General features: G+C 71.9%; 18 protein-coding genes and 1 pseudogene. 6 read left to right on the forward strand and 13 right to left on the reverse strand.

The features are described from left to right. Window positions 1–235 precede the first annotated feature (235 nt). Both G448_RS14790 and G448_RS0102130 read left to right on the forward strand, forming a co-directional pair. A complete protein-coding gene (locus G448_RS14790; protein ID WP_034494101.1) occupies window positions 236–1,582 on the forward strand; it encodes a class I SAM-dependent methyltransferase in 1,347 nt (448 codons plus the stop codon). Between the two features lie 67 nt (window positions 1,583–1,649). Further along, entirely contained in the window at window positions 1,650–2,834 is a 1,185-nt protein-coding gene (locus G448_RS0102130; RefSeq protein ID WP_026406634.1) for a glutamate--cysteine ligase, read from the forward strand. Here the strand turns inward: G448_RS0102130 and tsaD are convergent. Beyond that, window positions 2,818–3,864 carry a tRNA (adenosine(37)-N6)-threonylcarbamoyltransferase complex transferase subunit TsaD gene (gene tsaD, locus G448_RS0102135; protein WP_026406635.1) on the reverse strand — a complete coding sequence of 349 codons (1,047 nt, stop codon included), beginning with the start codon at window positions 3,862–3,864 and terminating at the stop codon, window positions 2,818–2,820. The two genes, G448_RS0102130 and tsaD, sit on opposite strands and share 17 nt — an antisense overlap. A gap of 256 nt (window positions 3,865–4,120) precedes the next feature. After that, a complete protein-coding gene (locus G448_RS17295) occupies window positions 4,121–8,020 on the reverse strand; it encodes an ABC transporter ATP-binding protein (protein WP_084436241.1) in 3,900 nt (1,299 codons plus the stop codon). Between the two features lie 119 nt (window positions 8,021–8,139). Between G448_RS17295 and G448_RS0102150 the strand changes: the two genes are divergently transcribed. Continuing rightward, window positions 8,140–8,859: a TetR/AcrR family transcriptional regulator gene (locus G448_RS0102150; protein ID WP_026406636.1), complete on the forward strand. Its 720-nt coding sequence runs from the start codon at window positions 8,140–8,142 to the stop codon at window positions 8,857–8,859. Between the two features lie 99 nt (window positions 8,860–8,958). Here the strand turns inward: G448_RS0102150 and G448_RS0102155 are convergent, their stop codons facing one another. The 10 genes from G448_RS0102155 to glmS form a co-directional block, all read right to left on the reverse strand. Continuing rightward, window positions 8,959–9,732 (reverse strand): succinate dehydrogenase/fumarate reductase iron-sulfur subunit, encoded by a 774-nt coding sequence (locus G448_RS0102155; RefSeq protein WP_026406637.1) that lies wholly within the window; start codon window positions 9,730–9,732, stop codon window positions 8,959–8,961. Further along, window positions 9,729–11,729, reverse strand: a complete 2,001-nt coding sequence (locus G448_RS0102160; RefSeq protein ID WP_026406638.1) for a fumarate reductase/succinate dehydrogenase flavoprotein subunit — start codon at window positions 11,727–11,729, stop codon at window positions 9,729–9,731. Before G448_RS0102160 ends, G448_RS0102155 begins: the two co-directional genes overlap by 4 nt. A 12-nt stretch (window positions 11,730–11,741) precedes the next feature. Continuing rightward, complete coding sequence (locus G448_RS0102165) at window positions 11,742–12,521, reverse strand: succinate dehydrogenase cytochrome b subunit (RefSeq protein ID WP_034494103.1); 780 nt, start codon at window positions 12,519–12,521, stop codon at window positions 11,742–11,744. Window positions 12,522–12,738: 217 nt separating this feature from the next. Further along, the gene (locus tag G448_RS0102170; RefSeq protein ID WP_051268565.1) at window positions 12,739–13,317 is read right to left on the reverse strand and encodes a GNAT family N-acetyltransferase; all 579 of its coding nucleotides are present in this window, start codon (window positions 13,315–13,317) and stop codon (window positions 12,739–12,741) included. 83 nt (window positions 13,318–13,400) lie between these two features. Beyond that, on the reverse strand, window positions 13,401–14,117 hold the full coding sequence (gene tsaB, locus G448_RS0102175; protein WP_026406641.1) for a tRNA (adenosine(37)-N6)-threonylcarbamoyltransferase complex dimerization subunit type 1 TsaB: 717 nt from the start codon (window positions 14,115–14,117) through the stop codon (window positions 13,401–13,403). 41 nt (window positions 14,118–14,158) lie between these two features. Continuing rightward, window positions 14,159–15,079, reverse strand: a complete 921-nt coding sequence (locus tag G448_RS0102180) for a hypothetical protein (RefSeq protein ID WP_034494105.1) — start codon at window positions 15,077–15,079, stop codon at window positions 14,159–14,161. An 11-nt stretch (window positions 15,080–15,090) separates the two neighbouring features. Further along, window positions 15,091–15,696, reverse strand: a complete 606-nt coding sequence (gene tsaE / locus G448_RS0102185) for a tRNA (adenosine(37)-N6)-threonylcarbamoyltransferase complex ATPase subunit type 1 TsaE (RefSeq protein WP_026406643.1) — start codon at window positions 15,694–15,696, stop codon at window positions 15,091–15,093. Then, entirely contained in the window at window positions 15,693–17,072 is a 1,380-nt protein-coding gene (gene alr / locus G448_RS14800; protein WP_084436273.1) for an alanine racemase, read from the reverse strand. The genes tsaE and alr overlap by 4 nt, the downstream gene beginning before the upstream one ends. Further along, window positions 17,069–18,763: a bifunctional ADP-dependent NAD(P)H-hydrate dehydratase/NAD(P)H-hydrate epimerase gene (locus tag G448_RS14805; RefSeq protein WP_051268535.1), complete on the reverse strand. Its 1,695-nt coding sequence runs from the start codon at window positions 18,761–18,763 to the stop codon at window positions 17,069–17,071. Before G448_RS14805 ends, alr begins: the two co-directional genes overlap by 4 nt. A gap of 201 nt (window positions 18,764–18,964) precedes the next feature. Beyond that, window positions 18,965–20,860, reverse strand: coding sequence for a glutamine--fructose-6-phosphate transaminase (isomerizing) (glmS, locus tag G448_RS0102200; protein ID WP_026406644.1), 1,896 nt, complete (start codon window positions 20,858–20,860; stop codon window positions 18,965–18,967). 143 nt (window positions 20,861–21,003) lie between these two features. Between glmS and coaA the strand changes: the two genes are divergently transcribed. The 3 genes from coaA (at window position 21,004) to G448_RS0102215 (ending at window position 25,219) form a co-directional block, all read left to right on the forward strand. Then, window positions 21,004–21,963, forward strand: coding sequence for a type I pantothenate kinase (gene coaA / locus G448_RS0102205; RefSeq protein WP_026406645.1), 960 nt, complete (start codon window positions 21,004–21,006; stop codon window positions 21,961–21,963). Window positions 21,964–22,179: 216 nt separating this feature from the next. Continuing rightward, window positions 22,180–23,727 carry a Re/Si-specific NAD(P)(+) transhydrogenase subunit alpha gene (locus G448_RS0102210; protein ID WP_026406646.1) on the forward strand — a complete coding sequence of 516 codons (1,548 nt, stop codon included), beginning with the start codon at window positions 22,180–22,182 and terminating at the stop codon, window positions 23,725–23,727. A gap of 4 nt (window positions 23,728–23,731) precedes the next feature. Next, window positions 23,732–25,219 carry an NAD(P)(+) transhydrogenase (Re/Si-specific) subunit beta gene (locus G448_RS0102215; protein WP_026406647.1) on the forward strand — a complete coding sequence of 496 codons (1,488 nt, stop codon included), beginning with the start codon at window positions 23,732–23,734 and terminating at the stop codon, window positions 25,217–25,219. 228 nt (window positions 25,220–25,447) lie between these two features. Here G448_RS0102215 and G448_RS18655 read toward each other — a convergent pair. After that, a pseudogene (locus tag G448_RS18655) lies at window positions 25,448–25,765 on the reverse strand (phosphoglucosamine mutase); the annotation flags it as partial. Window positions 25,766–25,826 lie beyond the last annotated feature (61 nt).

Raw genomic sequence — 25,826 nt, forward strand, 5'->3', positions numbered from 1 at the left:
GACTACGGTAATGCCGCGGCGGACGAGTCACGAGGGGGAGAGCTGCACCGCGCGCGAGGTCCCGAGTCCATCTCGCTTCATCCGCTGCTCCGCAGAGCGTCACGGGGCCTCAGCCACGGGGCCTCGCGGATCCCATGGAGCCCGCGCCGATCTCCGCGGATCGAACGCGCGGATCGTTGTCATTCCCACGTGGCGCCTCGTCCCATGTCGACTCGATGCATGCCATGATCGCTCGATGGACGCCTCGCATCTCGCTCCTCTGCTCACCCCCGAGGGCTGGGCGCTGCTGGCCGACCTGCCCCCCTACGACGAGTCCACCGCACTGGCGGTCGGCGAATCCCTGCGCGACCAGGGGCACTCCCCCGCGCTCGTATCGGCCGCACTGACCCAGCAGCGGCTGCGCGGTCGCGCAGCCGCGAAGTTCGGCCCGTTCGCCTCCCGGATGCTCTTCACACCCGAGGGCCTGGAGCAGGCCACGCGCCTATCGGTCGCGGCCCACCACGCCGCCCGATACGAACGCGCCGGGGCGCATCGCGTGGCCGACCTGGGCTGCGGCATCGGCGGGGACGCGATGGCACTGGCGGGCCTCGGGCTCGAGGTGCTCGCCGTCGAGCGCGACGAGACGACCGCGGCGCTGGCGACAGTCAATCTCATGGCCTTCCCCGACGTCGAGGTGGTGTGCCACGACGCGCTCGACCTCGATCTGGCAGCGCGCGGCGTCGATGCCGTCTTCGCCGATCCGGCGCGACGGGCCGACGGGCATCGCATCGCCGACCCCGAGCGGTGGTCGCCGGCGCTCAGCCGGGTGCTGGCACTGCGAGAGGACGTCGAGGCGCTCGGCGTCAAGGTCGCCCCCGGCATCGATCATGCGGCGATCCCCGCCGGCTCCCATGCGCAGTGGGTCAGCGCGGGCGGCGACGTCGTGGAGGCCGCCATCTGGTGCGGCCCGCTCGCCGCTGAGGGCCCTGGGCGCTCGGCCCTCGTCCTGCCGGCCGACGGCGCCCCCCGGGAGGCGCGGGGCTCCACGAGCTCCCGGGACTCCACGGCCGCCTCGCAGTCCGCGCGCATCCTGCGCGATCCCGACTGCCACGACCCCTCCGCACCGCCCGTCCAGCTCGAGCCGCTGGCCGACGTCGAGGATCTGGGCGCCTATATCCACGAGCCCGACGGCGCGGTCATCCGCGCCGGGCTGGTGGCGCACCTCGGTGAGCGGCTCGACGCGGCGCCGGTGGGCGAGCGCATCGCCTATCTCAGCGGCGATCGGCTTCCCGATGCCGCGCTGCGCCCGTTCGTGCGCTCATGGCGAGTGGGCGAGGCGCTGCCCCTGAATCTGAAGTCGCTCAGGGCCCGCGTCCGCGAGCGCGGCATCGGCCGCCTGGAGATCCACAAGCGCGGTGCACCGATCTCGCCCGACACCGTGCGCACCGCCGTCCACCCGCGCGGCGAGGCCTGCGAGACGTGGATCATGACCCGGATCGGTCCTCGTGGAGAGTCCGGGGAGCGCGCCCGCGGCGCCGTCATCGTCGCGCAGTCCTGCGAAGCGGTCCCGCCCGTGGCGGAGGAGCCCGTATCCGTATCCTGAGGCGCGCCCACCGCGTCAAGCGCCCGATCACCGACCCGGCCACCCCTGACACCATCGAGGAGCCGCCGTGAACCCGCCCGCACGTCTCATCCACCGCCAGCCCCTGCCCTTCGCCCGCTCCGAGCGATCCACACTCGGAGTGGAGTGGGAGCTCCAGCTGGTCGACCGCGACAGTCTCGATCTGCGCCAGTGCGCCGCCGAGGTTCTTCAAGCCGTGCAGCCCGACGACCACATCCACGGCGAGATGATGCTCAACACCGTCGAACTTGTCTCCGGGGCGCGGCGCAGCGTGGCCGAGTGCATCGAGGACATCGCCCTGGCCTTCGACCGGCTCCTGCCCGTGACGGAGCGTCTGCGCGTGGACCTGACCAGCGCCGGCACCCATCCTTTCGCCGATCCCCTGGTGCAGAAGGTGACGGACACCGAGCGCTACGCGCGGCTCGTGGACCGCACCCGCCTGTGGGGGCACCAGATGCTCATCTTCGGCACCCATGTGCACGTCGGGCTGGAGGATCGCGCCAAGGCCCTGCCGATCCTGCGGGCGCTGCTGACCCGCACGGCCCATTTGCAGTGCCTGAGCGCCTCCTCGCCGTTCTGGGCCGGAGCGGACACCGGCTACGCCGACAACCGCGCCATGATGTTCCAGCAGCTGCCCACGGCGGGGGCGCCTCACCAGCTGGAGACCTGGGACGAGCTCGAGGCCTACGCCGGGGACATGATCCACACCGAGGTCATCGAGGACTTCACCGAGGTCCGCTGGGATGTACGACCGTCGCCGCGCCTGGGCACGATCGAGGTGCGGGCCTGCGACGCCGCCACCAACCTCACCGAGCTGGCGGGCATCGCGGCGCTCACCCAGTGCCTGGTGGAGAGCTTCTCGCGCGCTCTGGACCGGGGCGAGGAGCTGGATGTCATGCCGGCGTGGTACGTCGACGAGAACAAGTGGCGCTCGGCCCGCTACGGCATGGACGCCATTCTCATCACCGACTCGCTCGGCAATGAGGAGCTGGTGACCGATACGGTGGAGCGGATGCTGACTGATCTGGCGCCCGTGGCGGCGGACCTGGGATGCGAGGCCGAACTGGAGGGAGTGCGGGCGACTCTGGAGGCGGGCGCCTCCTACCAGCGTCAGCTGGCCGCCGTGCGAGCCGGGGGAGGTAACGAGGCGGCGGTGCGACTCCTGCTGGCCGAGGTGCGGGCCGGGCGCCCGTTGCGCGGGGACGAGATCACCGCGCTCAGCGCGCGACAGTGACGTCCAGGGGCATTGCGGAGTCGGGGGCGAAGTCCATGGGGCTGGGCTCGATGCCCGCGCGCACGACGGCGCTGCCCAGAGCAGCGATCTGGGCACCGTTGTCGGTGCAGTAGCGGAGGGGCGGCAGACGCAGGGCGATACCGGCGGCCGCGCACCGCTCGGCGGCGAGCGCGCGCAACCGGGAGTTGGCCGAGTAGCCGCCGCCGACGACGAGCGTGTCGCAGTCGTGGTCCAGGCAGGCCTGAACCGCCTTGGAGGTCAGGGAGTCGTTGACGGCCTCGGAGAAGGCCGCGCACACATCGGCGGCCGGGATCCCCTCGCCCTCGTTCTGGAGGGACTCCACGTAGCGGGCCACCGCCGTCTTCAGACCGGAGAAGGAGAAGTCGTAGCGGTGCCGCCGCCTGTCCTTGGCAGCGGCCAGGCCGCGAGGGAAGCGGATGGCGTCCCGGTTCCCCTCCTGGGAGAGCCGGTCGACGTGCGGACCGCCGGGGTAGGGCAGGCCCAGCAACCGGCCGACCTTGTCGAAGGCCTCACCGGCGGCGTCGTCGAGGGTGCCGCCGAGCTCGACGACGTCGGCGGCGACGTCCTTGACGTGCAGGAGGCTGGAGTGCCCTCCGGAGACGATGAGGCCGATGAAGCGCTCGGGCAGGGGGCCATCCACCAGCTCATCCACCGCCAGGTGCCCGATGACGTGGTTGACGCCGTAGATGGGCCTGCCCAGGCAGGCGGACAGGGCCTTGGCGGCGCTGATGCCCACGGTGAGCGAGCCGACGAGACCGGGACCGGCGCTCACGGCGATGACGTCGACGTCGTCCAGATCCACGCCCGCGCGATCCAGGGCCGCGTCGAGGGTGGGCAGGAAGGACTCCAGGTGGGCGCGCGAGGCGATCTCGGGAATGATGCCGCCGAAACGGGCGTAGGCGTCCATGGAGGTGGCGACGACGTCCCCGAGGAGCTCGCGGCCGCGCACGAGCGCCGCGCCCGTCTCATCGCAGGTGGACTCGATGCCCAGGACCAGTGCCTCACTCACGCGCACAGCCTAGCCCCCGACCCGGGTCCTCGGACGCGTGCGGGGAAACGTTCCCATCGGCGCCATCGCGGGTCCTCCTCCTCATCATTCAGATGCGTCCCCCGCGGGCAGGCGCCCCAGGCGCTGCGAGTGCTGCGAGTGCTGTCATCCATCACGGGTATCCGGGGCGCCCCGGATACCACTCGGTCGGGTGAACGGGACTCGGGAACATCCTCCCACGCGCGGGCTCTCCCCCCCCGTCGGACCGCGCTCCTCCTCACACGAGCGCCCAGCCGTGGGCCCGGGTGCGCTGCTCCCAGAAGCTCCGGTAGGGGCCATCCACCTCCACGAGGTCCTCGTGCCGACCGCGCTGGGCCACGTGCCCGGCGTCATCGAGGACGACGACCTGATCCGCGGCGGCGATCGTCTCCAGCTTGTGGGCGATGACGATGAGCGTGGAGGTGCGCCGGAGCTCCTCCATGGCGACGACGATGTTGGCCTCGTTCTCCGCGTCCAGGGCGCTGGTGGCCTCGTCGAGCAGGACGATCGGGGCGCGCTTGAGCAGGGCGCGGGCGATCGAGACGCGCTGACGCTCACCGCCGGACAGAGCCCGTCCGCCCTCCCCGACGCGAGTGCTCCACCCGTGGGGCAGGCGCTCGACGATCTCGGTGACGCCGGCGAGGTCGGCGGCTCGGTGGACCTGGTCGTCACCGGCCGCCGGGTCGCCGATGCGGATGTTGGCGGCCAGAGTGTCGTCGAAGAGGTAGACGTCCTGGAAGACCATGGAGAGCTGCTCCATGAGCTGAGCGGTCGGCATGTCGCGCACGTCGGTACCGCCCACCCGCACGATTCCGGAGTCGGCGTCCCAGAAGCGGGCGACGAGTCGGGCGATGGTCGTCTTGCCGCTGCCCGAGGGGCCCACGATCGCGCACATTCCGTGCGCGGGCACGCTCAGCGACACCCCGTCCAGCACGGCCTCGTCCGCCCGGTAGCCGAAGACGACGTCGTCGAGCTCGACGGCCCCGGGCTCCGGCAGCGCGGCGCGGGACTGCGGTTCGGCCATGAGCTCGGCGTCCATGACGGCATCGAGGTGGTTCATCATCTGGCGGCGCTCCTCCATGCCCATGACGTTGGCGCCGATGTCATCGAGCATGGTGGTGAAGCGCAGGCACATGCCGATGACGGCGACCACGACGAGCGGTTCCATGGCGCCGCCGATGGCGAGTGAGGCCGTGAGCACGATCATGGCCACGACGATGATCTGGCTCAGCGCACCGGTGACGATATTGCCGGCGGTCTCCCACCACAGGGAGCGCCGGGAGGCGCGGGCCCCGCTGTCGAAGGCGGCGGTCAGCCGGCGGTAGCCGGTGGCGGCCCGGCACGAGCGCAGGGCGCCCTGGCAACGGGCGATCTCGACCACGCGGGTGGCGAGCTCGCGCTCGGCGGGCTCGGAGATCGACTTGCCGCGATCCAGAAGACGACGCGCGACGCGCACGAGTCCGGCGAACAGCGGTGCGGCGATGGTGAGCAGGAGACCCAGACGCCAGTCCCAGGCCCATGATCCGGCCCAGATGACCACGCAGGCTGAGGTCGTGGAGGTGAGCCTGTACATGAAGTGGGCGGCGGACTCCCCCAGGGCCACCATCTCCTGGCTGACGGCCCGCGACAGGGTGCCGGCGGAGTCGGCGGTGAACCAGCGCAGTGGGAGCCGGGCGATCTGGTCGCCGACCGCGTGGTGGACGTCGTGCATGAAGCCGAGCGCCCCGGACATGCCCTTGCGCTGCCCCTGGAACTCCGCGGCGGCCGCGCCGATGCCGCAGATGACCAGCACGACGAGCCAGCCGCCGAAGGACAGGCCCCAACGGGGCTCGCCGGTCCCCAGGGCGACGGAGGCGGGCAGGAGCGCCAGGAGGGCGAGACCCGATATGACGCCGTTGACCGCCGCCAGGCCGATGCAGGTCCTGGTCTGCCGCCAGGAGGACTCGGCCATGAGGCGGTGGAACCGGGCCAGCAGGGAGTTCGATGCGGCGCCGGACGAGCCGGTGGGGGGCGGTGTCCGGCGCGAGGATGCGGACCGTGGGTGGTCGGGCGCCTCGACGTCGGTGGGGGTCTCGGCGTCCCCGCCCGCCTCATCACTGGTGCGGGCGAGACCGTCGACCGCGGTCGCGGTGCCGCCGGCGGCTCCCCCGGCGGTCTCCTCGACGGCTGCGCCCCGAGCGTCGTCGAGCTCGCCGGACTGACGCAGAAGGGCTCGATAGTGGGGCTCGGCGAGCAGGTCGTCGTGGGTACCGGCGGCCACGATGCGCCCGCGCTCCATGACGGCGATGCGGTGGGCGCCGCGCACCGCGGCTGGGCGGTGGGCGATGACCAGGACGGTGCGCCCCTCCACCAGGGCGCTCAGCGCCTGCTGGATCTCGGCCTCGGACTCGGGATCGGCCATGGCGGTGGCCTCGTCGAGCAGGATGACGGGGGTGTCCAGCAGGACCGCGCGGGCGATGGCGATGCGCTGCTCCTGGCCGCCGGACAGGGCCGTGTCCCGCCCCAGGACGGTGTCGTAGCCGCCCGGCAGGGCCATGATCTCCTCGTCGATGCGGGCCACGCGGGCGGCGGCGCGCACCTGCTCCAGATCGGCCTCGGGGCGCCCGAGCGCGATGTTCTCCCGCACGGTGGTGCCCAGCAGCTGGGCGTCCTGGAGGACGAAGGAGACGGTGGAGTACAGCGCGGTCTCGTCCATGTCGCGCAGGTCGACCCCGCCGATGCGCACGGCTCCCGAGTCGGGGTCGGCGAAGCGGGCGATGAGGGTGGCCAGCGTCGACTTACCCGATCCCGAAGGGCCCAGAAGGGCGGTGACGGTGCCCGGCTCCAGGGTCAGGGAGGCGTCGTCGACGGCCAGGGTGTCCCCGTAGGAGAAGGAGGCGCGATCGATCTCGACGCGCGCCGTCCGGGGCCGCTCGGAGTGGTCCTTGACGGGCAGAACGGGGGTGTCGATGATCTCGCACAGGCGCAGCGCCGCCGCGCCCGCCATCTGGTAGGACCAGGAGATCGACGCGATGGTGATGAGCGCGGCCGGCAGGACCAGGGCAATGAGGGTGGTGGCCAGGACCTCGGGCAGGGTGACCGCTCCGGCGCGGATGAGCAGCGCCCCGCCACCGAGGTTGACCAGGAGCAGGACCGGGATCGAGACCCACGTGAAGGACAGGCAGGTGACGGTCACCAGGGGCATCGCCCAGTCGCGGTAGAAGGCGGAGAACTCGTCGGCAGCCGCGATGTAGGCCGAGTGCGCGCGCCCGACGCGCCCGAAGGCCTTGACCACGCCGATGCCGGAGACGAACTCGACCATGGTGGAGGAGACGGCGGCCAGCCTGCGGTCCATCTCGACGGTCTTCTCGTTCATGCCGCGCATGGACACCGAGTAGGTCAGTACGTAGAGGACGAGCGTGGACACGGCCAGCAGGGCCAGGCGCCAGTCGATCCAGAAGGCGCAGGCGAGCAGCGCCAGCGGGGTGACGACGGCGTTGAGGCGCTCGACGGGGCCGTGGGCGATGACGGTGTGGACGGTGGTCGTGTCGTCCTGAACGGCCTTGCGGATGCGCCCGGAGGTGGAGTCCGTGAACCACGCCAGCGGAGCCCGGGAGATGCGTTCGACGATGTCACGGCGTAGACGGTCCCGCAGGGAGAGGTCGGCCAAGTGGGTGAGGAGCAGCGCCGCGAAGTACAGGAACAAGCGGGTGGAGTAGGCGCTCACGAGCACCATGACGGCGGTTCGCACGCGCTGCGAGTCGGGACTCGCACCCGCCTGGTAGGCATCCAGGAGGGTATCGCCGAGCTGGACCAGCGCGATGTAGGGAGCGACCGCGAGCAGACCCGAGAGCAGGACGAGGACCTGCCCCACCCGCAGCCGGGCGCGCACGGGGGCGCCGAGACGCGCGATGGCCTCCTGCCCCTCGCGGGAGCGCCTCTCACGGGAGTCCCTGGCTGCGCTCTCAGCGCTCTCAGGGCTCTCGGTGCTCTCAGCAGCGCTGTCGGCTCCCGGCCGGTCCCCCTCCCCGAGGCCATCGGAATCGCCGGAACGGATGCCCGGGGTGCGCCCGCCCGGAGCGCCCTGAACGGAGGACGATGTTCCGGGGGGTGAGGAGGATGCGGTCCGAGATGCCAATGATGCCGCCTGCTTGCTCATCAAGTGCCTCAATCCGATGCCGAGCCCAACACTGAACTAGTTTCAGACCTGATGGAGGGCGACCTTACTCCCGCCGTGACCCACGAGCAACCTCCGTCTCCACCCATTACGGTGGATCCATGACACGACTGGGGAAGCCCACCGGGCCGAGACCCGGATTCTCTCGCGAGGATGTGGTGGAGGCCGCACTCGCTCTCGGGGTGGCCGACTTCACCCTGACCGCGGTGGCAGAGCGTCTGGGTGTGGCCGTCTCCGGCCTGTACCGCACGATCTCCTCGCGCGAGGACCTTCTGATCGCATGCCTGGAGCGGATCGCCGCCCGGATGAGCCTCTCCCGCACCGGGGTCACATGGCAGGAGGTGATACGAGCCCACGCCATGAGCCTGTGGGCCCTGCTCGAACGCTACCCGGGGCTGGCCGGTGTGATCATGAGCGTGCCCTGGGCGCACCAGCTCTTCGCAGCCCCTCTCGCCCAGGCGCACCAGGACCTGATCGACCGGGGCCTGGGTGGCGAGGACGCCGGCGTCCTCCTCGACTTCGTGGGCGACACCGTGATCACCACGCATGCGCAGGTCGAGGTCATGCGCTCCCCCGTCACGCGCTCCCGGACCCTGTCATCGCGCGGAGCGACGGACGATGCGGTCCCGGGGGGTCACCGCGCCGACCTGACGGGGCTGGAGGAGGCGAGACGCTTCGCGACCACTGCCGGGGAGAGCCCTATGCCCGCAGTCCTGTCCCCCGATGACAGCTGGATCGGCCGAGGCGGACTGGACAGGAAGATCGAGATCATCATCCGCGGCGTCGAGTGCTCGACTCGAGGCGCCGGCCTCGCACCGTGATTCACCGACTCGCCCGGGAGCACGCGATTGACACGGCCGCGCACGGGCATCGGCGGCGGCCGCCCCCGATGCCCGTCGCCGAAGATGAGAGCGCGCCGCTCAGGCGTGGGCCTTCTGGCCCTTCCACAGGGCGTGGCCCAGGTCCCGATTCAGGCGGGTGATGACCTCCAGCGGCACCGACTTGGGGCACACCGCCGCGCACTCGCCGATGTTCGTGCAGCCGCCGAAGCCCTCGGCGTCGTGCTGGTTCAACATGCTCACCACGCGGGCGAGGCGCTCGGGCTGTCCCTGCGGAAGCAGGCCCAGGTGGGAGATCTTCGCACCGGTGAACAGCATGGCCGAGGCGTTGGGGCAGGCCGCCACGCAGGCGCCGCAGCCGATGCAGGCGGCCGCCTCGAAGGCGGCGTCGGCCTTCTCCTTCTGCACCGGCACCGAGTGGGCCTCGGGGGCCGCGCCGGTGTTGACCGAGATGTAGCCGCCGGCCTGAACGACGCGGTCCAGCGCGGAGCGGTCGACGATGAGATCCTTGAGGATCGGGAAGCCCGCCGAGCGCCAGGGCTCGATGGTGATGGTGTCGCCGTCCTTGAAGGAGGGGTCCTCCGCAAGATGGCGCATGTGCAGCTGGCAGGTCGTCGAGCGGATCGGCCCGTGGGCCTGCCCGTTGATGACGACACCGCACTGGCCGCAGATGCCCTCGCGGCAGTCCGAGTCGAAGGCGACCGGCTCCCTGCCCTCGGCGAAGAGCTGCTCGTTGAGCAGGTCGAGGACCTCGAGGAAGCTCATGTGCTCCTCGATGCCGGACATCGGGTACTCCTCGAAGTGCCCTTCGGAGTTCTGATTCTGCTGCCGCCAGATCTTGAGCTTGATGTTCACTTGTAACTCCGCTGCTTGAGCTCGATGTCCTTGTAGATGAGGTCCTCCTTATGAAGGATCGGGGGCCGGCCCTCGCCGCCCCACTCCCACGCACCGACGTAGAGGAACTCGTCGTCATGGCGCAGGGCCTCGCCCTCGGGGGTCTGGGACTCGCCGCGGAAGTGACCGCCGCAGGACTCGCGGCGGTGCAGGGCGTCGATGCACATGAGCTCGGCCAGCTCGAAGAAGTCGAGCAGGCGACCCGCTTTCTCCAGGGCCTGGTTGAGCTCGTCGGCCTGGCCGGTGATGCGGGCGTCGCGCCAGAACTCCTCCCGGAGGTCCCGGATCTGCGTGATGGCCTCGCGCAGACCGGCGTCGCGGCGCTCCATGCCGCAGTACTCCCACATGATGCGCCCCAGCGCCATGTGGAAGTCGTCCACGCTGCGGGTGCCGCGCAACGCCATGAGGCGTGCGATGCGCTCCTCGACGGAGCGCTTGGCCTCGGCGATCTCGGGGGCGTTCGGGTCGACCTTGCCCAGGCGCAGCATGTCCGCCAGGTAGTCGTTCATGGTGTCGGGCAGGACGAAGTAGCCGTCGGCCAGTCCCTGCATGAGCGCGGAGGCGCCCAAACGGTTCGCGCCGTGGTCGGAGAAATTGGCCTCGCCGGCGATATAGAGGCCCGGCACGTTCGACTCCAGGTCGTAATCGACCCACAGGCCGCCCATCGTGTAGTGCACGGCGGGGTAGATGCGCATGGGGACCTCGTAGGGGTCGTCCCCGGTGATGCGCTGGTACATCTCGAACAGGTTGCCGTAGCGGGCGGAGACGGCGTCCCTGCCCAGGCGGCCGATGGCCTCGGAGAAGTCCAGGTAGACACCGCGGCGCATCATCCGCTCGTTGCCGTTCGGGTCCCGCTCCTTGATGGCCGGCCCCACGCCACGGCCCTCGTCGCACATGTTCTTGGCCTGACGCGAGGCGATGTCACGCGGCACGAGGTTCCCGAAGGCCGGGTAGATCCGCTCCAGGTAGTAGTCGCGGTCCTCCTCGGGGATGTCGCGCGGGTCCTTGTCGCAGTCCTCGGCCCTCCTGGGCACCCAGATGCGGCCATCGTTGCGCAGGGACTCGCTCATGAGGGTGAGCTTGGACTGGAAGTCCCCGGACTGCGGGATGCAGGTCGGGTGGATCTGCGTGTAACAGGGGTTGGCGAAGTACGCGCCCTTGCGATGCGCGCGCCAGATGGCCGTGGCGTTGCAGCCCATCGCATTGGTGGACAGGAAGAAGACGTTGCCGTACCCGCCGGTGGCGAGCACGACGGCGTCGGCCGTGAAGGTCTCGATCTCGCCGGAGACCATGTCGCGGGTGACGATGCCGCGGGCACGGCCGTCGACGAGGATGAGCTCGACCATCTCGTGGCGGCGGAACTCCTCGACCGTGCCGGCGTGGACCTGGCGCTCCAGGGCCTGGTAGGCCCCGATGAGGAGCTGCTGGCCGGTCTGACCGCGGGCGTAGAAGGTACGGGAGACCTGGACGCCGCCGAAGGAGCGGTTGTCCAGCAGGCCCCCGTACTCGCGGGCGAAGGGAACGCCCTGGGCCACGCACTGGTCGATGATGTTGGCGCTGACCTCGGCCAGGCGGTAGACGTTGTCCTCACGGGCGCGGTAGTCACCGCCCTTGACCGTGTCGTAGAAGAGCCGGTATGTGGAGTCGCCGTCGTTGCGGTAGTTCTTCGCGGCGTTGATACCGCCCTGAGCGGCGATGGAGTGCGCGCGGCGAGCGGAGTCCTGGTAGAAGAAGCACTTGACGTTGTAGCCCTGCTCGCCCAATGAGGCGGCCGCGGCGCCACCGGCCAGGCCGGAGCCGACGACGATGATGTCGAGCTTGCGGCGGTTGGCGGGGTTGACCAGCTTGGCCTCGAACTTGCGCTGCTCCCAGCGCCGGTCGATGGGCACGTCGTGGGGTGCCTTGGTGTCGGCGATCTTCTCGCCCTCGTAGTACAGGCCCTCGATGAGTTCAGTCATGGTCATTCGCTCTCAGTGGGAAAGGACGATGCCGGCCTCGGCGGCCTTGATCGCGTACTCGGCGGCTCCCATGGGCTCCGGCACCCAGCCGAAGAGGATCGCGGTGGGCACGCACATGAAGGCGGTGAACAGGCCGAAGGCGACGACGAAGGCGACGAGGCGGATGAAGGGAATGGTGTTGCCGCGGGCGGCGCCCAGGGTCTGCAACGCGGACCACACGCCGTGCCACACGTGCAGGCACAGGGCGGCGAGCGCGACTAGGTAGATGAGATAGACCCACCACAGCTGGAAGCCGTACCACATGTTCATGTAGGCGCGGCCGTGCTCGTAACGACCGCCGGGCGTGATCGTCAGGGTGGTGAACTGCAGGATGTGCCAGATGATGAACAGCAGCAGGATGACGCCGCCCCATCGCATGGTGCGCATGGCGTAACGGGAGGCGACGTACTCGGCGCCGGGCTTCTTGACCGCGTACTTGTCGGTGCCGCGCGCCCTCTTGTTGCGGATCCACAGGTGGAAGGCGCTGCCGGCGTGGGCCAGGAGGCATCCGACGAGCGCCGCGCGCAGAATCCACAGGACACCGCTGGGGGGCAGGATCGGGACGAGCAGCTGGCGCAGGAAGTAGGCATAGTGGTCGTAGGCGATCTCGCCCTCGAAGTAATGGGTGTTGCCATAGGCATGGAAGAGGACGAAGACGAGGAAGAAGATGCCCGACCATGCCATCAGGCGCTTCATGAAGACCGTCGTCGTGTAGGCGGCCCTCTTCTTGGAGGGAACAGACGTTGTGACCACGAGAGCAGGCTAACGAAAATCGATCACTGATGGTCCCGGGTCCTGCGGGCCGGCCGGCACCATCACCGGCGGCTCCCGCCATAGCGCCGAAAACCGCTGGTTCCGCCCGCCCGCCGGGAGAGGACCGGCTCCCGAGTCCAGGGCGCCGGGGCACCGCACGCCCGTCGATTTCGTGACATGGCCGTCAGGCAAATGCGACGGCGGCGGGATGATCGGCTCATCCGGCGGCGTCGGCGGGGGCGGCGCCCGTCGTCTCCGCCCCCACGGGCCCCGTGGGACGAGCAGGGCCCGCGGCGCCGGCGGAACCGGCGCCGCGCCGCGGGCCGATGTCCAGGCGCATGACGAGCGCGTCCTCGATCGGTGCGAAGTAATAGCGCCGACGCATGCCCACGGGGACGAAGCCGTGACGCCGGTAGAGCGCCTGAGCCCCCGCGTTCGAGGAGCGCACCTCCAGGACGACCGCGGTGCAGCCCGCCTGCTGGGCGCGCCGCAGGAGGTGGTCGATCATGGCGGTCGCGATACCCCGCCTGCGCGCCACGGGGAGAGTCGCAACGGTCAGCAGGTCGGCATCACCGGCGCCGTCGCCGAACCAGAGCCCGGCGTATCCCAGGAGATGTCCCCGAGGGGTCCCTGCGCGCGCGTCCTCCGCCACCCGCTCGACGACGACGTAGCGACGATCAGCGGTGGGGCCGGAGGCGGCCGCCAGCTCGGCCCGCAGCAGCGCCGGGCTCCAGGCCTCCGCACCGAACAGGGAGGCCTCCGCCTCGGCGACGGTCGCAAGATCCTGCTGCTCCATGGATCTCAGACGCACGCCGTCGGGCAGGGCGCCCCCCGTCCGGAACGCCGGGACCGACTCCCGTGCGGCTCGATCCCGCGACATCATCGGACCCGCTTGCGCGCGGTCGGCATCTGCACGTCGGCGTGGCGCAGGTACAGCGGCTCGACGGGGAGATCCGTCGCGGATCCGGCGCGGGCGAGCCGGGACAGGGCGATGCGAACCTGTGCGCGGGCGTCGCCGGAGACGGGTGCGAGCGTCGGGCGCCCCCCCGCGATCCGCGGGTACAGCACGGCGCCGGAGCCGGCCACGGCATCGACGTCATCGATCCCGGCCGCCGTCTCGGGGGCGAGTATCGCAAGCTCGTCGAGGCGCTCGACATCATCGGCCCCCCTGGCGCGGTAGCGGGCGGCGTAGACCTCGTGGCGGCGGGCGTCGGTGACGACGAGAACGGCGGAGCCCCCGGCGACGGCCCCGTCGATCTCATCGAGGGCGACCCGCGCGACCGCATCCGGGCTGGGCACGCCGTGGACGGCGACACCGAGGGCGCGTCCGAGGGCGCGGGCGGTCGCAAGGCCGGCGCGCAGCCCGGTGAAGGGCGCGGGACCGGTGGCGGCCACCGCGGCGTCCAGCGGGCGGTCCGCGACCGCCGGAGCGCCCAGCACCTCGGCGAGCATGGCTCCCAGGGACTCCGCGTGACGCCGGGAATCGGTCTGCTCGGCGGAGCTGAGCACGTTCAGGGTCACGCCACGAGCGTCGGGCTCCGCGTCCGCGACGAGGAGCTGGGATCCGAGAGAGGAGTCGATGGAGACGATGCGCACAGTCACAGCCTAGGTCCTCATGAACGGCGTTCCCGACCGGCTCACGGAGTCGGGGCGGAGTCCTTCGACCCGTCCGACTCGGGCCCCTCCCGCAGAGGAGCCATCACGCGCCGCTCGTGCACGAAGGTGGTGGTGACGATGAAGACGCCGATGGCGAGGACTCCCAGGCCCGTGTAGACGATGGCCACGTCCAGTGTGTGCGAGGACTCCCGGGGCTCGGTCGTGTCGGTGTCCACGATGCCGCGCGTCCGGTCGTGGAGGACCTGCGCATAGACCGGCAGGCCGACCGGTCCGGCCAGGCCGGCCGACGCCTGATCGTCCAGCGCGGTGACGACCTCGTCGATCAGGGCGTACCAGGCGTCGCCCGCAACGGGATCCGCCATGTCCGCGTACGTCTCGGCGGCGTCGTCCTCGGCAGCGGTCGTCGCCTCCGCCGGCGTCGCCTCCGGCGAGGGCTGCGGCGCGGCGGTGGAGGGAGTCGCGCTGCCGGCCGACGCGGAAGGGGGCGCCGGCTCGCGCAGGACAACGGCCCGCTCGGGCAGGGCCGCGAGGGCGGCGGCGAGCTCGGCGTCGTGCTGCACCATTCCGGACGGCTCGGAGCCGTCGGCGTCGATGACGAGCACGCCGGCCGGCCCCTCGGCAGTGGAGACGACGGCGGCCCAGGTGGCGGTCGGCTCGGTGGGATCGTCCAGATCGGTGGCGTCGAGCACGCCGGTCGACCAGGTCGAGACATTGACGGGGGCGCCCACGGAGGCGTCCTGGGCGACCTCCCGGCGAGCCATCTCCTGGCCCTTCTCGCTCGCCCACTCCTGGATCCGCGGGGTCGCCTCAGTCGTCGCAGTCGTCGCAGTCGCCGCCGGCACGGGCACGGGGGCGACCGCGGGGATTCGCGCGAACGCCCACGGACCGGGCAGGAGGGCGACAGCCAGAAGGAGACCGCCCAGCCCCGGGAGCGCGCGCATGGTCCGCCGCCTCATGCCCGGAGGCGGGTCAGGTCGACGTCGGCCCATCTCGGGCCGATCGCCGTCACGGTCACGGTGCGCCGGGAGTCGTCGGCGTCGACCAGGTCGATGACGGCCGAGCCCTCGCGTGCGGCCTGGCTCCCGCAGGAGACGCCGACCGCGGGAGTCGCGAGGGCGGCACCCCCGACGGGCCTGTCGTGAGGCCGGTCGATGGTGATCTCAAGGCGGTCGGCGGCCAGTGCCTCGGCCTTGTCGCGCCCCCACTCGACCAGGGTCACGGAGTCGGCCATGGAGGAGTCCAGGTCGAGAGCATCGAGCTCCTCCGGGGAGCCCAGGCGGTAGGCGTCCACGTGGATGAGATCCGGTCCATCCGCCGTCGCCGGATGGACGCGGGCGATGATGAAGGTCGGCGAGGACACGCGTCCGCGCACCCCCATGGCGGCGCCCACGCCCTGGGCCAGCGTGGTCTTGCCGGCTCCCAGGCCGCCGGAGAGCACGACGAGATCCCCCGGCCTCAGCAGGGCCGCCAGACGGGAACCCAGGGCCCGGGTCGCATCGGCATCGGCGGTGTCGATCACCGCCTCTCGGCGCCGCTCATGCAGGGTCCGACCGGTCATGGTTCCTCCTGACGCCCGGGCCCGCCCTCGACTGCGGCGGGCGGCGGGCCCGGAACGGGATCGGCGGGCCCGTCGGGCCCGGTGATGTCAACAGCGCCTCGCTCTCCGCCGAGGTCCACGCGGGGGACGCGGGAGCCCAGGCGGGCGATGATCTCGTAGCCGATGGTGCCGCAGACCTCGGCCCAGTCCTGGGCCGTCGGGGTGGCGGGATCGGCGCCGGCCGCCAGCGGATCGCCCCATAGCACGGCGACATCGCCCGCTGCGGCCGGAGCGGCGCCGCCGGCGGGCCCGAGGTCGATGACGACCTGGTCCATGCACACCTTGCCGACCACGTGCGTGCGCAGGCCGCCCACCGCGACGGGACCCGCCGAGGCGGCCGCGCGCGGCAGGCCATCGGCGTAACCGAGCGGGACGAGGCCGAGCCACCGGTCGGTGGGCGCCGTCCACGTGCCTCCATAGGACACCGCCCGGCCCGCGGGCACGCGCTTGACCTGCGTCAGGGGCGCCTCGAGGCGCATGACGGGGCGCAGTCCCAGCTCCGCGGCGGTGGCGACGGCCGGATCGGGAGACAGCCCGTACAGGCCGATGCCCACCCGCACCAGGTCCAGACGGGTGTCGGGATGCCAGAGGAGCCCGCCGGTCGCGGCCAGATGGCGCACGCTCGGGCTCAGGCCGGCGGCGCGCACGTCGTCCTCGGCGGCGCGGAAGCGGGACAGGTGCTCCTCGGTGGAGCCGGATGCGGGCTCGTCGGCGCGCGAGAGATGGGACCACAGGCCGACCACCTCCGCGTCTCCCGCCTCCTGGGCCTCGCGCGCGGCGACCGCCAGCGCACGGAGCTCGGGAGCGGTGGCGCCGGCCCTGGACATGCCGGTGTCGACCTTGAGGTGGATGCGGGCGGGCGGCGCGGCGGGTCGGGCGGCGCGCCTCGCGGCCGCGGCGGCGGCGACCGCGCGGAGCTGCGCCGTGGTGGACACCGACAGATCGAGGTCGGCGTCCAGGGCGGTGCGCAGCGGCGAGGCCGGGGCCGCGGCCAGTTCGGGCGGGAGCACCGGGACGAGCCAGCACAGCAGGCGCGGGCGCTCGGGAACGGGCTCCTCCCCCGGCACCGGGCGAGCGACGCCGGCGCCGTCGAGCAGCTCGCGCAGGTGCAGCGCCTCGGCGAGCTGGGCGACGCCGAGCCAGGTGGCGCCGGAGCGCAGGCAGGTCAGGGCCACCGGTCCCAGGCCGTGCCCGTAGGCGTCGGCCTTGACCACGGCCATCCAGGGAACGCCGGCGGCATCGGCCAGTACGCGAGCGTTGTGGGCGAGCGCGTCGAGATCGATGACGGCCCGCGAGGTCGTGGGGGGCGAGGACGGGGCGAGAACGGAGCGGTTCATGCCGCCCACCCTCCCACTGCCGCGCAGGCGCGAGGCAGATGGTCCGTCAGGTCGAGGGCCGCCAGCGGATGCCCGGGCGGGCGGGCGCCGGCGCCCGAGGCGAGCTCGGCGGCGACCGCGTGGAGGCGCACGGCCAGTGCGGCGCGGGCCGGCGCATCGACGGCGTCCATGGCGTCGACGGCGTCGACGGCGGACCAGCCGCGCTCGGCCTCGACTCGCGCGGCGGCCAGCACGGTGCCGAGGATCCCCGCCAGCACATCACCGCTGCCGGCGGTGGCCAGCCATCCGGGTCCGGCCTCCACCGACAGCAGACGCGGCGCAGCGCGCGCGGAGTCCGAGGCGGGAGCGTCCGCTGAGGCGGGAACCGCGATCAGCGTCGGCGCGCCCTTGAGCAGGACCGTCCCGCCCGTCAACCGGGCCAGGTCACGGGCGCATGCGGCCGGCGCGGCCTCGACCTCGGCGCGGTCGATCGGCATGCCCAGGGTCGCCAGAAGGGCGGCGGCCTCCCCGGCGTGCGGCGTCAGCACGTGCACGGGCGAGCAGCGCGCTCCTGTCCGCAGGCGCTCCGCGAGCATGGGAAGGGCCCCGGCGTCGATCACGGCGGGCTGGGGCGACCGCGACGCGGGGGACGCGGGGGACGCCGTCGGGGCCGGGTCGCCCCGCCCGTCCAGCGCCTCCGCCAGAACGGCGTCGAGCTCGGCGCCGCGCACGACATCGGCCGGGTCGATGCCGGGCCCGATGACGCGCGCCTGGCAGCGGCCGGGCGCGAGAACGACCTCGGGACGTCGGGCCAGGACCAGGTCCTCGACGCGCTGCGGTGCGCTCAGGCGGACCATTCCGGCACCGGATCGAACGGCCGCCGAGGCGGCCAGGACGGCGGCCCCCGGGTAGGCGCGGCTGCCGGTCCACAGGCCGACGACGCCACGGGTGTACTTGTGGTCGGTGCTGCCGGGAACGCGCAGGAGGCGCCCGAGGTCGGCCTCAGCGGGGCGCACGGCCAGGACGGCGGCGTCGCCGGGGACGGGCAGGCCGAGATCGACCACCTCGACGCGTCCGCAGGCATCGGCCGCCGGCGGCAGCAGGTGGGCCCCCTTGAGACAGGTGAAGGTGACACTGAGGTCGGCCGCCAGAACGGGGCCGGTCATGGTGCCGTCATCCACGCCGGCGCCCGACGGAAGGTCGACCGCCATGACTCGGAAGGGCCGCCGCTCCCGCCGCCCGGCGATCGCCAGGGGCGCCACCAGGGAGGCGGCGCGGGGGCGCAGCGGCCCGGCCGCGCCGATACCGGTCAGGCCATCGATGACCAGGGCGGTCCCGTCCGAGACGGCGCGCTCGCATGCCGCCACGGGCTCCGGGGCCGGGCTCACGCCGGCGCGCCGGGCCTCCTCCAGCGCATCCGTGTGGGGATGATCGGTGGCCAGCGCGGCGGTGACCACGCAGCCGCGTCGTGCCAGGAGGGCGCCCGCCAGCAGGGCGTCGCCGCCGTTGTGGCCTCCCCCGACGAGGAGGAGCACGCCGCGGCCGGTCACCCGGCTCGCGGCGCTGCGCAGCTCGCGCACGGCCGCGAGCGCGAGGGCGTGCGCGGCGCGGCGCATGTAGCGGTCCGTGCGAGCGGTCAGGTCGCGCTCGGCCCGGGCGACGGCCTCGGCGCGGTAGGCGGTGGTCGGGCAGAGGGTGGGCGCGGTGGTCACGGCCCCATGGTGTCACCGGGCGACGCCTCCGTGCGGCCCTACGCGCCCGACCCGGCTGTGGGATGCCGCAATCTCGTGATCTCGGCGCGGACCTCGCCCGGGTCGGCGGGGAGGCCGGCGGACAGCCGGATCGGGCACGGCGGGGAGGCCGGGCCCCGGATCCGGGCTCCCCGGAGGCCGCACCGCCCCGCCCGCTCCGCATCACTCCACGGTGACGGACTTGGCCAGGTTGCGCGGCTGGTCGACGTCCAGGCCCTTGGCCTCGGCCAGAGCGGCGGCGAAGATCTGCAGCGGGACGACCGTGAGCAGCGGCCACATGAGCGTCGGGGTCGCCGGAACGCGGATGACGTGGTCCGCGAAGGGAGTGACCGCCTCGTCCCCCTCCTCTGCGATGACGATGGTGCGGGCGCCGCGGGCGCGGACCTCCTGGATGTTGGAGATCACCTTGTCGTGGAGGACGGGGCGACGCGGGGTGGGCACGATGACGAAGACCGGCAGACCGTCCTCCACCAGGGCGATGGGGCCGTGCTTGAGCTCGCCGGCGGCGAAGCCCTCGGCGTGGACGTAGGCGAGCTCCTTGAGCTTGAGCGCTCCCTCCAGAGCCACGGGGAAGCCCACGTGCCGCCCCAGGAAGAGGAAGGAGGCCCGGTCCGCCAGTCCCGCGCCGAGCTCCTCGACGTCCTCCTGCTGCTCGTCGAGGAGCCGCTGGATCTTGGCCGGCATCCGCCCGAGCTGGGCCAGGTAGTCGGCGACCTCGTCATGCCACTTGTTGCCGCGCAGCTGAGCCAGGTAGAGGCCCAGCAGGTAGCAGGCGGTGATCTGGGCGAGGAAGGCCTTGGTGGAGGCCACCGCGACCTCCGGTCCGGCGTGCGTGTACAGGACGGCGTCGGCCTCGCGCGCGATGGTGGAGCCGTAGGTGTTGACGATGGCCAGCACGCGCGAGCCCTGCTCCCGGGCGTGGCGCACGGCCTGGATGGTGTCCATGGTCTCGCCGGACTGGGAGATGGCGACGATGAGGGTCTTCTCGCCCACGATGGGGTCGCGGTAGCGGAACTCGTGGGCGAGCTCGATCTCGACGGGGATGCGGCACCAGTGCTCGATGGCGTACTTGGCGACGTGCCCGGCGTAGGCGGCGGTGCCGCAGGCGACGACGATGATCTTGTCGACGCTGCGCAGCACCGGGGCATCGATGCGCATCTCGTCCAGGATCAGGTCGCCCGCCTCGTTCACGCGCCCGCGCAGGGTGTCGGCCACGGCGGTGGGCTGCTCGTGGATCTCCTTGTCCATGAAGGTCCTGTAGCCGCCCTTGACGGCGGCCGAGGCGTCCCACGAGACCTCCCAGGTGGCCGGCCGGACGACCGCGCCATCGGCGTCCCACACGGTGACGGCCTCGTCGGTGAGCAGGAGGACCTGGTCGTCATCGACCTCGGCCGCGCGCCTGGTGAAGGCGACGAAGGCGGCCACGTCCGAGCCCAGGAAGTTCTCCCCCTCGCCCAGACCGACGACCAGGGGGCTGGAGCGACGGGCGGCGACGATCGCGCCGGGGGCCAGCTCCGTCACGGCCAGGAGCGCGAAGGCGCCCTCAAGGCGGGCGGTGACCGCGCGCATGGACTCCACCAGGAGCGCGGAGACCCGGGCCTCGTCGATGTCCTCGCCGGCGGAGGCGAGGCGCGCGGAGAGGTCGAGATCGAGCAGCTGGGCGACGACCTCGGTGTCCGTGGCGGAGAGCAGCTCGCGGCCCGCCTCCTCCACCTCGGCCCGCAGAGCGCGGAAGTTCTCGATGATGCCGTTGTGGACGACGGCGACGCTGCCCGCCCGGTGCGGGTGGGCGTTGACCGTCGTAGGACCGCCGTGAGTCGCCCAGCGCGTGTGGCCGATGCCGGCGACCGCGGGGTGCGGTGGAGCGGCCGTCAGCGCCTCGCGCAGATTGTCGAGCTTGCCCGCGGCCTTGACGACGTCGAGTCCGCCCGGTCCCACGAGGGCGACGCCGGCGGAATCGTAGCCGCGGTACTCCAGGCGGCCCAGCCCGTCCATGAGGACGGTCAGCGAGCGCTCGGACGGGGGCAGGGGGCCGACGTGGCCGACAATTCCACACATGGGGATGATGGAATCACGGTCATTCCTTCAAGACAACGGGTCACCTCCCGCATCACGTGAGACCTGCGGCATCCCCGGGGCCGCGACGCCCGCGCACGCAGGTCGGGAGTACGGCGTTCGCGCGGATGAGTCAGACTTGACCGGTGAGCTCCGCCCCGTCGCCCTATATCGAGTTCGGCCGCGACCAGTGGCGCGCCCTGGCGTCGACCACTCCTCTGCCGCTGACCCAGGCGGACGTCGAGAAGCTGCGCGGCTTGGGCGACCCGATCGACCTGACGGAGGTCGACGTCGTCTACCGGCCCCTGACCGCGCTGCTGGAGGACTACATCGACACCGCCCGCGAACGGGCCCGGCGCATCTCCGACTTCCTGGGGGTCGCCCCGTGCCCGACGCCCTTCGTCATCGCGGTGGCCGGCTCGGTGGCGGTGGGCAAATCGACGACGGCCCGTCTCATCGCCCACCTGCTGGCCCGCTTCCCCCAGACCCCGCGAGTGTCGCTGGTGACCACCGACGGCTTCCTGCTGCCCAACGCCGCGCTGGAGGAGCGCGGGCTCACCGCCCGCAAGGGCTTCCCGGAGTCCTACGATCGCCGGGCCCTGCTCGACTTCGTCGCCGCGGTCAAGTCGGGGGCGGAGAGGGTCTCGGCCCCGGTGTACTCGCACACCGTCTACGACATCGTGCCCGACCGTTCGATCGTCGTGGAGCGTCCCGACGTCCTGGTCCTGGAGGGGCTCAACGTGCTCCAGCCGGCTCCTCGCCGACGCCACGGGCCCGAGGCGTCCCAGGGATCCTCAGCGCTGGCGGTCAGCGACTTCATCGACTTCTCGATCTACGTCGACGCCGACCCCGCCGACATCCGCCGCTGGTACCTCGATCGCTTCCTGACCCTCAAGCGCACAGCCTTCACCGACCCCGACTCCTTCTTCCAACGCTTCGCAGCCATCCCCGACGACATCGCCCTGACAGCCGCCGCAGAGGTCTGGGAGAGCGTGAACCTGGTGAATCTGCGGGAGAACATCGCCCCCACCCTGGGACGAGCCACGCTGGTCCTGCGCAAGGACGCGGAGCACCGCATGCACCGGGTCCTGCTGCGCAAGGCCTGAGCGCGCGGGACCGGTCTCGCGCAGGAGCCCCGGGCCTCCGCCGCGCAAGGCCCGAGGCGTACCGGCCCGCGGGCTTCGGTGCACCCGTCCCACTGCGCGGACGGGAAACATATCCGCATCGACGATTACTCTTCTAGGCTTCTCCCCAGTACCCGCCGTCGGCCCGAGGCCGCAGGCGGCACTGCCCCGGCCGTACCGTGAGATTGAGGAGTCGTCGTGCGTCTTGGAGTCCCATGTGAGCGCCCCGACCAGGCACTGGTCGCCGCCACCCCGCAGACCGTCGAGAGACTCGTGCGCCTCGGATACGACGTGCTCGTCGAGCGCGGCGCCGGACGCGCGGCGAGGTTCCTCGACTCCGCCTACGAGGAGGCCGGCGCTCGGCTCACCGACGACGCGGAGGTCTGGGGCTGCGAGCTGGTCCTGGGCGTCGACGCCCCCGAGGCCGAGCGCCTCGACCGGCTGGGCGACGGCGCGACCCTCATCGCCAGGCTCGATCCGGCTCGTCAGCCGGAGCTCGTGGAGTCCCTGCGCGCCCGTGGCGTCACGGCCCTGGCGCTGGACGCCGTGCCCCGCATCTCCCGGGCGCAGGCCATGGACGTGCTGTCCTCCCAGGCCAACCTCGCCGGGTACCGCGCCGTCATCGAGGCCGCCGCGCACTTCGGCCGCCTCCTGACCGGTCAGGTCACCGCGGCCGGGAGGTTCCCGCCCGCCACCGTCTACGTCATCGGCGCGGGCGTCGCCGGGCTCGCGGCCATCGGAACCGCGCACTCCCTGGGCGCCATCGTCCGGGGCACCGACGTGCGGCCGGAGGTCGCCGATCAGGTGCGGTCGATGGGCGCGGAGTTCGTCGCGGTCCCCACCGCCCAGGAGATCTCCTCCGACGGCTACGCCCAGGAGATGGCCGCCGACCAGGCCGCCCTGGCAGCGGCCCTCTATGCCGAGCAGGCGGCCCGGTCCGACCTCGTCATCACGACCGCCAACATCCCCGGGCGGCGCGCACCGGTGCTGCTGGACCGCGCCGCCATCGAGGCGATGCGTCCCGGCTCGGTCATCGTGGACATGGCCGCCGCCAACGGCGGCAACACCGAGCTGACGGTTCCCGGTGAGGTGGTCGTCACCGAGGGCGGGGTGACGATCGTGGGTCGCACGGATCTCGCGGCCCGTCTGCCCTCCCAGGCCTCCCAGCTCTACGGTCAGAACCTCGTCAACCTCCTGACCCTCATGACGCCCGAGAGGGACGGCGAGCTCTCACTCGACCTGGAGGACCGGATCATCCGCACGATCACCGTGTGCCACAGCGGTGAGCTGATGTGGCCGCCACCACCGGTCACCGTCTCAGCGGCACCGACGGCCAAGGCCGGGCCCTCGACCGAGGAGCTCGCCCGGATCGAGGCCGATGCCGCTGCCGCCCAGACCCGCTCGCGGCGCAACCGCATGGTCGGCCTGGCCGCGGCCACGCTGGCGGGAGCCGCCCTGGTCCTGGTCAGCCCGGCGGCGGTGACAAGCCACTACATCGTCCTCGTGCTGTCGGTCATTCTCGGCTTCCACGTCATCTCCAACGTGACGCCGGCACTCCACACACCGCTCATGAGCGTCACCAACGCGATCTCCGGCATCATCCTGCTGGGTGCGATCTCCCAGGTGGGCAGCTCCAACCCGTTCATCAGCGCCGTGGCCTTCGTGGCCGTCGTACTGTCCACTGTCAACGTCTTCGGCGGCTTCGCGGTCACCCACCGCATGCTCGCCATGTTCAGGAAGGACTGAGACGATGCTCTGCGCACCTGTTGCGTCCCTGCCCACCGGGCCGGTCCCCACCGCCGCCGACGCCGTCGCCCCGGGGACCCTGTCCCCTGCCGTGGCGCTGGCCTACATCCTGGCCGCGATCTTGTTCATCATGGCCGCAACCGGACTGTCCAAGCACGAGACCGCGGTAGCCGGCAACATCGCCGGAGCGTGCGGCATGGTGGTGGCCGTGGCCGCCGCCATCGGCCTGGTCCTGACCTCGGACCCCGGCCGAGGAGCGCTGACAACGGCGATCCTCATCATCCTGGCCCTGAGCATCGGCGCCGTCGTGGGGATGGTCTTCGCCAACCGGGTCGCCATGACCGGCATGCCCCAGCTCATCGCCGTCTTCAACGGCCTGGTGGGCCTGGCGGCCGTCGTCGTGGGCTACAACTCCTACATCGCCCCCGACGCCCTGTCGGAGTCCCTGGGCGCCTTCCACTTCGGTGAGGTCTTCCTCGGCGTGTTCGTGGGTGCGGTGACCTTCACCGGATCAGTCATGGCGGCCCTCAAGCTGGCGGGCAGGATCCCCGGGCGCCCCATCACGCTGCCCGGGCGCAACCTGCTCAATCTCGCCGCACTGCTCGTGTCCCTGGGCCTCATGGTGGCTTTCGCGCTCCTTCCCGAGGGCTCGCCGGCGGCCTGGACCTGCCTGGTGGTCATGACGGTCATAGCCCTGGCCCTGGGCGTGCACCTGGTGGCGGCCATCGGCGGCGGGGACATGCCGGTGGTGGTGTCCATCATGAACTCCTACTCGGGCTGGGCCTCCACCTTCACCGGCTTCATGGTCAACAACGACCTTCTCATCATCACCGGCACCCTCGTGGGCTCCTCGGGCGCCTACCTGTCCTACCTCATGTGCCAGGCGATGAACCGCTCCTTCATGTCGGTGCTGCTGGGCGGATTCGGCACCGAGGGCTCCTCGGCGCCTCCGGAGGGCGCCCAGGAGGGCACCATCGAGTCCACCGATGTCTCCGCCGTCGCAAACCTGCTCCAGGGCGCCCGTCGCGTCGTCATCACCCCCGGCTACGGCATGGCGGTGGCCCAGGCGCAGTACCCGGTGGCCACCCTGGCGGAGATGCTGCGCAAGGAGGGCATCGACGTCGCCTTCGGCATCCACCCGGTTGCCGGACGCCTTCCGGGCCATATGAACGTGCTGCTGGCCGAGGCCGACGTCCCCTATGACATCGTCCTGGAGATGGACGAGGTCAACGATGACCTGGGCGACGTCGACGTCGTGCTCGTCATCGGCGCCAACGACACGGTCAACCCGGCGGCCCAGGAGCCCGGGAGCCCCATCGCCGGCATGCCGGTGCTGCGCGTGTGGGAGTCCCGCCACGTCGTGGTCTTCAAGCGGTCCATGGCCACCGGCTACGCCGGCGTCCAGAACCCGCTGTTCTTCAAGGACAACACGTCCATGCTCTTCGGCGACGCCAAGGACACCGTCGAGGGCATCATCCGCGCCCTGGACTAGGCCCCGTTGCGAAAGGCATGGGGGCGGTCGGGGTGGCGCCCGGGGCGGGGCCGCAGGCGCTGCTGCGGACCGCCCTCGCGCGTCGGGTCCCCGCCACCACATGACTATGGTGCGCATCGCACGACCGCGAGGGCCGCGAACGGCCCCGCCCAGGCGCCCGAGCACCGACCCGAACGCCTCTGCGCCCCCAAGGGACCGGTATCCCGAAGCCGGGCACCGGCACCTTCGGACGATGCGCGGTCCCGGCACGTCCGCGGCCCCGGAGTCCACGAGGTGACTGATGCAGCGCTGGTCGGCGACGATCTCACCCTCGACGACCCTCCCCACGCCGGCCCCGGTGAGCAGGTCACCGATACAGCCCGGGAGACCCTCGATCCGATCCTCCACGGAGTCCTCGAGCTTGTGGCCGCCGCGGGCGAAGAACTCGATGCCGTTGTCCTGAAAGGGGTTGTGGGACGCGGAGATCATGACGCCCAGGTCGATGCCCACCCCGGCCGTCGGGTGGGCGATGGCCGGGGTGGGCGGGACGCCGACCCCGAGGATATTCGACGCCGGCACCTCGTCCGGTTCCTCACGCTCAAGCCCATCGCGTTCGAAGAGCCGGGCT

Origin of the sequence: Actinomyces gerencseriae DSM 6844 (assembly GCF_000429265.1) — a bacterium.
Classification (GTDB): domain Bacteria; phylum Actinomycetota; class Actinomycetes; order Actinomycetales; family Actinomycetaceae; genus Actinomyces; species Actinomyces gerencseriae.